Source organism: Pseudomonas spartinae (genome assembly GCF_965197125.1).
Lineage (GTDB): Bacteria > Pseudomonadota > Gammaproteobacteria > Pseudomonadales > Pseudomonadaceae > Aquipseudomonas > Aquipseudomonas composti_A.
The window spans coordinates 197329-207601 of the sequence record NZ_CBDAMB010000003.1 but is presented as its reverse complement, the minus strand read 5'-3'; the positions used below and the strand labels follow the sequence as shown (position 1 = coordinate 207601).

At 61.6% G+C, this 10273-nt stretch carries 9 protein-coding genes; 5 read left to right on the top strand and 4 right to left on the bottom strand.

Features of this window, described 5'->3' with window-relative positions; genetic code table 11:
• Window positions 1–5: 5 nt before the first annotated feature.
• Window positions 6–2276 carry an ATP-dependent Clp protease ATP-binding subunit ClpA gene (gene clpA / locus ACN8M7_RS08370; RefSeq protein WP_061239303.1) on the top strand — a complete coding sequence of 757 codons (2271 nt, stop codon included), beginning with the start codon at window positions 6–8 and terminating at the stop codon, window positions 2274–2276.
• A gap of 95 nt (window positions 2277–2371) precedes the next feature.
• Here clpA and infA read toward each other — a convergent pair whose 3' ends face one another.
• The 4 genes from infA to trxB all read right to left on the bottom strand — a co-directional run bounded on the left by infA (window position 2372) and on the right by trxB (window position 5176).
• A complete protein-coding gene (infA, locus tag ACN8M7_RS08365) occupies window positions 2372–2590 on the bottom strand; it encodes a translation initiation factor IF-1 (RefSeq protein ID WP_002553999.1) in 219 nt (72 codons plus the stop codon).
• 136 nt (window positions 2591–2726) lie between these two features.
• Complete coding sequence (locus ACN8M7_RS08360; protein ID WP_490260456.1) at window positions 2727–3434, bottom strand: arginyltransferase; 708 nt, start codon at window positions 3432–3434, stop codon at window positions 2727–2729.
• Between the two features lie 54 nt (window positions 3435–3488).
• Complete coding sequence (aat, locus tag ACN8M7_RS08355; RefSeq protein ID WP_490260455.1) at window positions 3489–4169, bottom strand: leucyl/phenylalanyl-tRNA--protein transferase; 681 nt, start codon at window positions 4167–4169, stop codon at window positions 3489–3491.
• Between the two features lie 56 nt (window positions 4170–4225).
• A complete protein-coding gene (trxB, locus tag ACN8M7_RS08350; protein ID WP_490260454.1) occupies window positions 4226–5176 on the bottom strand; it encodes a thioredoxin-disulfide reductase in 951 nt (316 codons plus the stop codon).
• Between the two features lie 193 nt (window positions 5177–5369).
• Between trxB and ACN8M7_RS08345 the strand changes: the two genes are divergently transcribed.
• The 4 genes from ACN8M7_RS08345 to crcB all read left to right on the top strand — a co-directional run bounded on the left by ACN8M7_RS08345 (window position 5370) and on the right by crcB (window position 10236).
• Window positions 5370–7778: a DNA translocase FtsK gene (locus tag ACN8M7_RS08345; protein ID WP_490260453.1), complete on the top strand. Its 2409-nt coding sequence runs from the start codon at window positions 5370–5372 to the stop codon at window positions 7776–7778.
• A gap of 125 nt (window positions 7779–7903) precedes the next feature.
• Window positions 7904–8530: an outer membrane lipoprotein periplasmic chaperone LolA gene (gene lolA, locus ACN8M7_RS08340; RefSeq protein ID WP_061239308.1), complete on the top strand. Its 627-nt coding sequence runs from the start codon at window positions 7904–7906 to the stop codon at window positions 8528–8530.
• A gap of 3 nt (window positions 8531–8533) precedes the next feature.
• Window positions 8534–9859: a replication-associated recombination protein A gene (locus ACN8M7_RS08335; protein WP_490260452.1), complete on the top strand. Its 1326-nt coding sequence runs from the start codon at window positions 8534–8536 to the stop codon at window positions 9857–9859.
• The gene (crcB, locus tag ACN8M7_RS08330) at window positions 9856–10236 is read left to right on the top strand and encodes a fluoride efflux transporter CrcB (protein WP_490260451.1); all 381 of its coding nucleotides are present in this window, start codon (window positions 9856–9858) and stop codon (window positions 10234–10236) included. Before ACN8M7_RS08335 ends, crcB begins: the two co-directional genes overlap by 4 nt.
• Window positions 10237–10273 lie beyond the last annotated feature (37 nt).

Genomic DNA, 10273 nt, shown 5'->3' with positions numbered 1-10273 from the left:
AAGCTATGTTGAACCGAGAGCTCGAAGTCACCCTCAATCTGGCTTTCAAGGAGGCCCGTGCCAAGCGTCATGAATTCATGACGGTCGAGCACCTGCTGCTCGCCTTGCTGGATAACGAAGCGGCGGCCAGCGTTTTAAGGGCTTGTGGGGCCAATCTCGACAAGCTGCGCCATGATTTGCAGGAGTTCATCGACTCCACCACGCCACTGATTCCCCAACACGATGAAGAACGCGAAACCCAGCCGACGCTCGGTTTTCAGCGTGTTCTGCAGCGTGCGGTATTCCACGTGCAGAGCTCCGGCAAGCGCGAAGTGACCGGCGCCAATGTGCTGGTCGCGATCTTCAGCGAGCAGGAAAGCCAGGCCGTGTTCCTGCTCAAGCAGCAGAGCGTGGCTCGCATCGATGTGGTCAATTACATCGCCCACGGTATCTCCAAGGTGCCGGGGCATGGCGATCAGCATGAAAGCGATCAGGATATGCAGGATGAGGAGGGCGGTGAGTCCTCTGCGTCCGGCAATCCGCTGGATGCCTACGCCAGCAACCTCAATGAACTGGCTCGTCAGGGGCGGATCGATCCGCTGGTCGGGCGTGAGCATGAAGTCGAGCGCGTTGCGCAGATTCTCGCCCGTCGGCGCAAGAACAACCCACTGTTGGTCGGTGAGGCCGGTGTCGGCAAGACCGCCATCGCCGAAGGCCTGGCCAAGCGCATCGTCGACGAGCAGGTGCCGGATCTGCTGGCCGACAGCGTGGTGTATTCGCTGGATCTCGGTGCGCTGCTGGCAGGCACCAAGTATCGCGGCGATTTCGAGAAGCGCCTCAAGGCGCTGCTCAACGAGCTGCGCAAGCGTCCCCATGCCATCCTCTTCATCGACGAGATCCACACCATCATCGGTGCTGGCGCCGCGTCGGGCGGGGTCATGGATGCGTCCAACCTGCTCAAGCCGATGCTGTCCTCTGGCGACATTCGCTGCATTGGCTCCACTACGTTCCAGGAGTTCCGTGGCATCTTCGAGAAGGATCGCGCGCTGGCGCGACGCTTCCAGAAAGTCGACGTGGTCGAGCCCTCGGTAGAGGATACCGTCGGCATTCTCAAGGGGCTCAAGGCCCGCTTCGAGCAGCATCACCACATCGAGTACAGCGACGAGGCCCTGCGCGCAGCGGCTGAGCTGGCTGCGCGCTACATCAATGACCGGCACATGCCGGACAAGGCCATTGACGTGATCGACGAGGCGGGCGCCTACCAGCGCCTGCAACCGGAAGACAAGCGGGTGTCGCGTATCGAGGTCGCCCAGGTCGAAGACATCGTCGCCAAGATCGCGCGTATTCCGCCGAAGCATGTTTCCAGTTCCGACAAGGAGCTGCTGCGCAACCTGGAGCGCGACCTGAAGCTCACCGTCTTCGGTCAGGACGCGGCCATCGACTCGCTCTCGACTGCAATCAAGCTGTCGCGTGCCGGTCTCAAGGCGCCGGACAAGCCGGTCGGTTCCTTCCTGTTCGCCGGCCCGACTGGCGTGGGCAAGACCGAGGCGGCGCGGCAGCTGGCCAAGGCCATGGGTATCGAGCTGGTGCGTTTCGACATGTCCGAGTACATGGAGCGCCATACCGTTTCGCGTCTGATTGGTGCCCCGCCCGGTTATGTCGGTTTCGATCAGGGCGGCCTGCTGACCGAAGCAATCACCAAGCAACCGCATTGCGTGCTGTTGCTCGATGAAATCGAGAAGGCGCACCCGGAAGTCTTCAACCTGCTGCTGCAGGTGATGGACCACGGCACGCTGACTGACAACAACGGGCGCAAGGCGGATTTCCGCAACGTGATCCTGATCATGACCACCAACGCCGGGGCGGAAACTGCCTCGCGTGCCTCGATCGGCTTCACTCAGCAGGATCACTCCACCGATGCCATGGAAGTCATCAAGAAGAGTTTCACGCCAGAGTTCCGCAACCGCCTGGATACCATCATCCAGTTCGGTCGCCTGACTCACGAAACCATCAAGAGCATCGTCGACAAGTTCCTCACCGAACTGCAGGCGCAGCTGGAAGACAAGCGTGTCACGCTGGAGGTCAGCGATGCGGCGCGCAGCTGGCTGGCCGAGCGTGGTTACGATGTAATGATGGGTGCACGGCCGATGGCACGTTTGATCCAGGACAAGATCAAGCGTCCGCTGGCAGAGGAAATTCTCTTCGGCGAGCTGGCCGAGCATGGCGGCGTGGTGCATGTCGACATCGAGGATGGCGAGCCCAGCTTCGAATTCGAGACGGCGGCGGAGGTCGCCTGATCGGATGCTTCAGGCATCACTGAAGGCCCCGGTGGCTTTCAGTGAGCCAACGAAAACGCCCGGCTTATGCCGGGCGTTTTCGTTTGGTGCTTGGCTTAACGGGCGCGGTAGGTGATGCGGCCTTTGCTCAAGTCATAAGGTGTCAGCTCAACACGCACCTTGTCACCAGTGAGAATGCGGATGTAGTTCTTGCGCATCTTGCCGGAGATGTGCGCGGTAACGACGTGCCCGTTTTCCAACTCCACGCGGAACATGGTGTTGGGCAGGGTGTCGACGACAGTGCCTTCCATTTCGAAGCTGTCTTCTTTCGACATGCAGTAAAGCCCTCGGTATCCAGGAAATGGCCCGGTGCAACTGGCGCCAGGCAAAAGCGGCGTGCATTGTGCCCGAAAACAGGGTGCTGCGCCAAGGGTCTTGGATTGTCGAGCGTCTGGCCTGATGGCCGAGTGCCTAGGTAAGCCGTGTCCAGCGCTGATTGACGAAGAGTTCGATCGGGCGGTACTGGGTCTTGTAGTTCATCTTGCGGCAGTTCTTGATCCAGTAGCCGAGATAGACAGCCTCCAGTCCCAGGCGCTCGGTTTCGCCGATTTGCCAGAGGATGGCGAAGCGGCCGAGGCTGCGACGCTCTTCGGCTGGGTCGTAGAAGGTGTAGACGGCCGAAAGGCCGTTGGGCAAAAGGTCCGTGACGGCGAGGGCGACCAGCCTGCCTTGCAGGCGGAACTCATAGAAGCGTGAAAATGGCAGGTCCCGTACCAGGAAGGTCGAGAACTGGTCGCGGCTCGGGGGGTACATGTCTCCGTCGGCGTGGCGCTGCTCGATGTAGCGCACGTAGAGCGCGTAGTACTCCTCGGTGAATGCCGGGCGTACGCAGCGCACGGCAATGTCTTCATTGCGTTTGAGAATGCGGCGCTGCTGGCGACTTGCCTTGAAGGGGGGGGCCGGGATGCGTGCTGGAATGCAGGCGGTGCATTGCTGGCAGTGGGGGCGGTAGAGATGATCGCCGCTGCGGCGGAAGCCGAGTTCCGACAATTCGGCATAGACCAGCACATCCATGGGCTGGCTGGGGTCGAGAAACAGGGTGGTGGCCTGCTCTTCCGGCAGATAGCTGCATGGATGGGGCTGAGTGGCGTAGAACTTCAGGCGGGCCAGCTCGGTCATGGCAGTGTCTCGCGAGAACCTGACTAAGAGTGTATGTCAGGGTTGGCCGCTCGACTAGGCGAGCCAGTCTGCCGCGCTGGGCTGATCGAGATGACGCTGCAGGTATTCGGCGAATGTGGCACGCGCTATGGCTCTGGCGCCGAAGCTATGCAGGTGCTGTGTGGGCATCTGGCAGTCGATAAGCACGAAGCCCCACGCTCGCAGTTTGCCGGCGAGGGTGGCAAAACCGACCTTCGAAGCGTTGTCTGCACGGCTGAACATGGATTCACCGAAGAACAGCTGGCCCATGGCCAGGCCGTAGAGTCCGCCAACCAGCTCGTCCTCGTTCCAGACCTCCACGGAATGGGCGATGCCGCGTTGATGCAGTTGCAGGTAGGCGTCCTGCATGTCGCGGGTGATCCAGGTGCCATCGGCGTAAGCGCGTGGCTCGGCGCAGGCCTTTATCACGGCTGCAAAGTTCTGGTCGAAGGTGACGCGATAACGGTTTTGCCTGAGCAGTTTCGCCAGGCTGCGAGAAACGTGCAGTTCCTCGGGGAACAGCACCGTGCGCGGATCGGGTGACCACCAGAGAATCGGCTGGCCATCGTCGAACCAGGGGAAGCAGCCGTGGCGGTAGGCGCTGATCAAGCGATCGGCGCTCAGGTCGCCGCCGGCGGCGAGCAGGCCATTGGGTTCGCGCATGGCTTTCGCCAGGGGCGGGAACTGCAGTGAGTCACGTTGCAGCCAGGTCAGCATGTGCGCTAGTCCAGCGGAGGAGGGGAGGGCGAGCGATGGCGCTCGCCCTTATGCCATCAATTGCCGTCGAGGAATTTCTCGACATCCAGCGCCGCCATGCAGCCTGCGCCGGCCGAGGTGATGGCCTGGCGATAGATGTGGTCGGCCACGTCGCCGGCGGCGAAAACGCCTTCGATGCTGGTGGCGGTGGCATTGCCTTCGCTGCCGCCTTTGATCTTCAGGTAGCCGTCATGCATCTCCAGCTGATTGACGAACAGCTCGGTGTTGGGCTTGTGGCCGATGGCGATGAATACGCCTGCCAGTGGCAGTTCCTGGGTGCTGCCATCGAGGGTGCTTTTCAGGCGCACGCCGGTCACGCCAGTCTGGTCGCCGAGTACTTCGTCCAGGGTGTGGTTCCAGTGCAGGCGCATGTTGCCGTTCTCGACCTTGTCGAACAGCTTGTCCTGCAGGATCTTCTCCGAGCGCAGTTTGTCGCGGCGGTGCACCAGGTGCACTTCCTTGGCGATATTCGACAGGTACAGTGCTTCTTCCACGGCGGTATTGCCGCCACCGATCACGGCCACCACCTGGTTGCGATAGAAAAAGCCGTCGCAGGTGGCACAGGCGGAAACGCCCTTGCCGGAGAAGGCCTCTTCCGATGGCAGGCCGAGGTACTGGGCGCTGGCGCCGGTCGCGATGATCAGTGCATCGCAGCTGTAGGTGCCGCTGTCGCCCTTGAGCACGAAGGGGCGGCTCTGCAACTCGGCGGTGTGGATGTGGTCGTAGATGATCTCGGTATCGAAGCGCTCGGCATGCTTTTGCATGCGCTCCATCAAGGCCGGGCCGGTGAGGCCTTCGACGTCACCTGGCCAGTTGTCCACTTCGGTGGTGGTGGTGAGCTGGCCGCCAGGCTGGATGCCGGTGATGACAACGGGTTTGAGGTTGGCGCGCGCGGCATAAACGGCGGCGCTGTAACCGGCAGGGCCGGAACCCAGGATGATCAGGCGGGAATGCTTGACTTCGCTCATAAAAAAACCCCATAAGCCTTTGTCACAAAAGAGAATGCGTGCTCCAATTGGGCCGCATGGAAGCTGCTGGCGGCTATGCTACACCGAAGCGGGGTGGGTGCGGGAGCTTGGCAATTGGCCTCGGCGTCAGGCTGGCCCTACAATAGGCCGCTTCGCGGTTAACCATCAGATGGACGCGCCAAGGGCGCAGGAAATGGCTGTTTTGAAGAATTCCACCACCCAGATCACCGACTGGCGTCAGAAGCTTCAGTATCGACTGAAGGAAGGCGCATTGATCGCCCTGGGCGCTATGTGCCTGTACCTGCTGATGGCACTGTTGACCTATAACGTCGCCGATCCGGCGTGGGACAACAGTGTGCAGGTCGAGCGCATCATCAACGCCGGCGGCAGCATTGGCGCCTGGCTCTCCAGTGCGCTGTTTGGTGCGCTGGGTTACTTCGCCTACATCTTCCCGCTTTTGTTGGCAGCCAAGACCTGGCAGGTATTTCGCACACGCAACGAGCCCTGGCATTGGAACGGCTGGCTGTTTTCCTGGCACAGCATCGGCCTGGTATTCCTGATTCTTTCCGGCGCTGCGCTGGGCGACATCCATTTCGCCGCCGCCGCCGGTATGCAGGGCTCGGGCGGAGGCATGCTTGGTGCCAGTCTGGGCGACCTGGCCGTGCACGCGCTGAACGTGCAGGGCAGCACGTTGGTGTTCCTGGCGTTGTTCCTGTTTGGTTTGACCGTTTTCACCGATCTGTCCTGGTTCCGCGTGATGGACCTGACGGGCAAGATCACCCTCGATCTGATCGAGCTGATTCACGGCGCCATCACCGGCTGGTGGAATGCACGCAGCGAGCGCAAGCAGATGAGGATTCAGCTGCGCGAGCTGGATGATCGGGTGACCGAGGTGGCTGCGCCGGTGGTTTCCGACCGCCGTGAACAGGCCAAGGTGAAGGAGCGTCTGCTCGAGCGCGAAGAGTCGCTGAGCAAGCACATGAGCGAACGCGAGAAGCGTCCGGCCCCGGTCATCGCGCCGCCGCCGGTGGCCAAGGCGCCAGAGCCGAGCAAGCGCGTGCAGAAGGAAAAACAGGCGCCGCTGTTCGTCGACAGCGCGGTGGAGGGCACCTTGCCGCCGATTTCCCTGCTCGACCCGGCGGAAGCCAAGAAGGTCGAGTACTCGCCTGAGTCGCTCAAGGGCGTCGGCCACCTGCTGGAAATCAAGCTCAAGGAGTTCGGCGTCGAGGTCACGGTGGATTCGATCCACCCGGGCCCGGTGATCACGCGCTACGAAATCCAGCCAGCCGCCGGGGTCAAGGTCAGTCGCATCGCCAACCTGGCCAAGGATCTGGCGCGTTCGTTGGCCGTGACCAGCGTGCGGGTCGTGGAGGTAATTCCCGGCAAGACCACCGTCGGTATCGAGATTCCCAACGAGAACCGCCAGATCGTGCGTTTCTCCGAAGTGCTGTCGACGCCCGAGTATGACGATGCCAAGTCGCCGGTCACCCTGGCGCTGGGGCATGACATTGGCGGCAAGCCGGTTATCACCGATCTGGCCAAGATGCCGCACCTGCTGGTGGCCGGTACCACTGGTTCCGGTAAGTCGGTGGGCGTCAATGCGATGATTCTGTCGATTCTGTTCAAGTCGAGCCCGGAAGACGCCAAGCTGATCATGATCGACCCGAAAATGCTCGAGCTGTCGATCTACGAGGGCATTCCGCACCTGCTTTGCCCGGTGGTCACCGACATGAAGGAGGCGGCCAATGCCCTGCGTTGGAGCGTTGCCGAGATGGAGCGCCGCTACAAGCTGATGTCGAAGATGGGCGTGCGCAACCTGGCGGGCTTCAACCGCAAGGTCAAGGACGCCATCGAAGCTGGCGAGCCACTGGCTGACCCGCTGTTCCGTCGCGAAAGCATGGAAGACGAAGCTCCGCTGCTCAAGCCGCTGCCGACCATCGTGGTCGTGGTCGACGAATTCGCCGACATGATGATGATCGTCGGCAAGAAGGTCGAAGAGCTGATCGCGCGTATCGCCCAGAAGGCACGTGCGGCGGGCATTCACCTGATTCTCGCCACCCAGCGCCCTTCGGTGGACGTGATCACGGGCCTGATCAAGGCCAACATCCCGACCCGCATGGCGTTCCAGGTATCGAGCAAGATCGACTCGCGCACCATCATCGACCAGGGTGGCGCCGAGCAGCTACTTGGGCACGGTGACATGCTCTACATGCCGCCTGGCACCAGCTTGCCGATTCGTGTTCACGGTGCGTTCGTCTCGGATGATGAAGTGCATCGCGTGGTCGAAGCCTGGAAGCTGCGTGGCGCGCCGGATTACAACGAAGACATTCTTGCCGGTGTCGAGGAGAGCGGTAGCGGCTTCGAAGGCGGCGGTAGTGGTGAAGGCGGCGAGGGCAGCGAGGAAGATCCGCTGTACGACGAAGCCGTCAACTTCGTGCTGGAAAGTCGTCGCGCGTCGATTTCCGCCGTGCAGCGCAAGCTGAAGATCGGCTACAACCGCGCCGCGCGGATGATCGAGGCGATGGAAATGGCCGGCGTGGTCAGCTCGATGAATACCAACGGCTCACGCGAAGTGCTTGCGCCCGGTTCTTCTCGCGACTGAAGAGGTTGCGTCGCGGACAAAACGCTGAATTAGCGGTCTACAGAACTTCACGGCAACCAAGCGTTGCCGGGCAATGCGAGGTGCGGAGTCGCCTCGCCATTCTCATACGGACTCAAGGGGTTTATATGCGTGTTATTCGCCTGCTGATGCTGGCTGCTCTGAGCTTTACCCTGCTGACTGCCCAGGCTGATGAAGACGCGGCCACCAAGCGACTGAGCGAACTGCTCAGCCAGGCGCAGACCATCAGTGCGCGTTTTTCCCAGCTGACCCTCGATGCCAGCGGCACCCAGCTGCAGGAAACCGCGGGGGAGCTGTTGCTCAAGCGTCCGGGCATGTTCCGCTGGCACACCGACCAGCCGATGGAGCAACTGCTGGTGTCCAATGGTGAGAAAGTCTGGCTGTATGACCCGGATCTCGAGCAGGTCACCATTCAGACCCTCGACCAGCGTCTGACTCACACGCCGGCGCTGCTGTTGTCCGGTGACGTATCGCAGATTCGCGAGAACTTCGATATCGACTACAAGGAAGGCGGTAACGTGGTCGACTTCATTCTCAAGCCCAAGGCCAAGGACAGCCTGTTCGACAGCCTGCGCCTGTCGTTCCGTAACCGCGTGCTCAACGACATGCAGTTGATCGACAGCATTGGCCAGCGCACCAATATCCTGTTCCTCAATGTGAAGATGAACGAGCCGGTCGATAACGACCAGTTCACCTTCGACATTCCGGAAGGCGCGGACGTCATCCAGGAGTAACGCGTGGATCTGTTCGGCCGCCAACCCGTCGCGCAGCCCCTGGCTGCGCGTTTGCGTGCAACCAGTCTGGACGAGTACGTCGGGCAGGAGCATGTTCTCGGGCCAGGCAAGCCGCTGCGCGAGGCGCTGGAACAGGGCGCTTTGCACTCGATGATCTTCTGGGGGCCGCCAGGCGTGGGCAAGACCACCCTGGCACGCTTGCTGGCCAAGGTCACCGACGCCCATTTCGAGACCATCTCCGCAGTGCTGTCCGGGGTCAAGGAGATCCGCCAGGCCGTCGAGGTGGCTCAGCAGCATGCGGCGCAATACGGCCGGCGCACGATTCTTTTCGTGGATGAGGTGCACCGCTTCAACAAGAGCCAGCAGGACGCTTTTCTGCCCTATGTGGAAGACGGCACGCTGATCTTCATCGGTGCGACCACCGAGAATCCGTCGTTCGAACTGAACAACGCGCTGCTGTCGCGGGCGCGTGTCTACGTACTCAAAAGCCTCGACGAGGCGGCGATGCGCAAGCTGGTCAAGCGTGCGTTGAGCGACCCGAAAGGCCTGGGCGAGCGCCATCTGAGCCTGCCGGACGAGGCCTTTCAGATTCTTCTGGCCGCTGCCGATGGCGACGGCCGTCGCTTGCTCAACTTCCTCGAAAACGCCGCCGACCTGGCCGAGGACGATGGCGAGATCGACGTGGAGTTGCTGCAGAACCTCTTGGGCGATAGCCGCCGTCGTTTCGACAAGGGTGGCGAAGCCTTCTACGACCAGATTTCCGCGCTGCACAAGTCGGTACGTGGCTCCAGCCCTGACGGCGCCCTGTACTGGTATGCGCGCATGCTCGACGGTGGTTGCGACCCGCTTTACATCGCCCGTCGTGTGGTGCGCATGGCCAGCGAGGACATCGGCAACGCCGATCCGCGCGCGTTGACGCTGTGCCTCAATGCCTGGGATGTGCAAGAGCGCCTGGGCAGTCCGGAAGGCGAGTTGGCCGTGGCTCAAGCCATTGTTTATCTCGCCTGCGCACCGAAGAGCAATGCCGTATACACCGCGTTCAAGGCGGCCATGCGTGATGCTGCCGAGCAAGGCTCGCAGGAGGTGCCATTGCACCTGCGCAACGCCCCGACCAAGCTGATGAAGCAGCTCGGTTACGGCGATGAATACCGCTACGCTCATGACGAGCCCGATGCCTATGCTGCCGGCGAGGATTACTTCCCTGAAAATCTGCAGTCGCGCCAGTATTACGAGCCAGTACCGCGTGGCCTCGAGCTGAAGATCCGCGACAAGCTGCAGCACTTGCGCAACCTGGATGCCAGCAGCTCCAGGCAAAGGAGAAAGCCATGATTCGTGTAGCGCTTGCCGTCGCCCTGGGGGGCGCGGCTGGCTCTGTCATGCGTTTTCTGGTGGCCAGTTGGGTGGCCGGTAACTGGCCACGGCATTTCTACCTGGGCACCTTTGCGGTCAACATCATCGGTTGCCTGCTGATTGGTCTGTTGTCAGGCCTGTTCCTGACCCGTACCGATCTGCCACTGGAGCTGCGTACCGGGCTGATTACCGGCGTACTGGGTGGCTTCACCACCTTTTCCTCCTTCAGCCTGGAAATCATGAAACTGATCGAAGGCGGTCGCGCGCCCGAGGCCCTCGGTTACCTGGCATTCAGTATCATTGGCGGGCTGCTGGCCGCCTGGGCCGGTCTGAGCCTGGCCCGATTGGCATCCTGACCCGCTAAAGCTTTACACTCGGCAACCCGCGTCACGC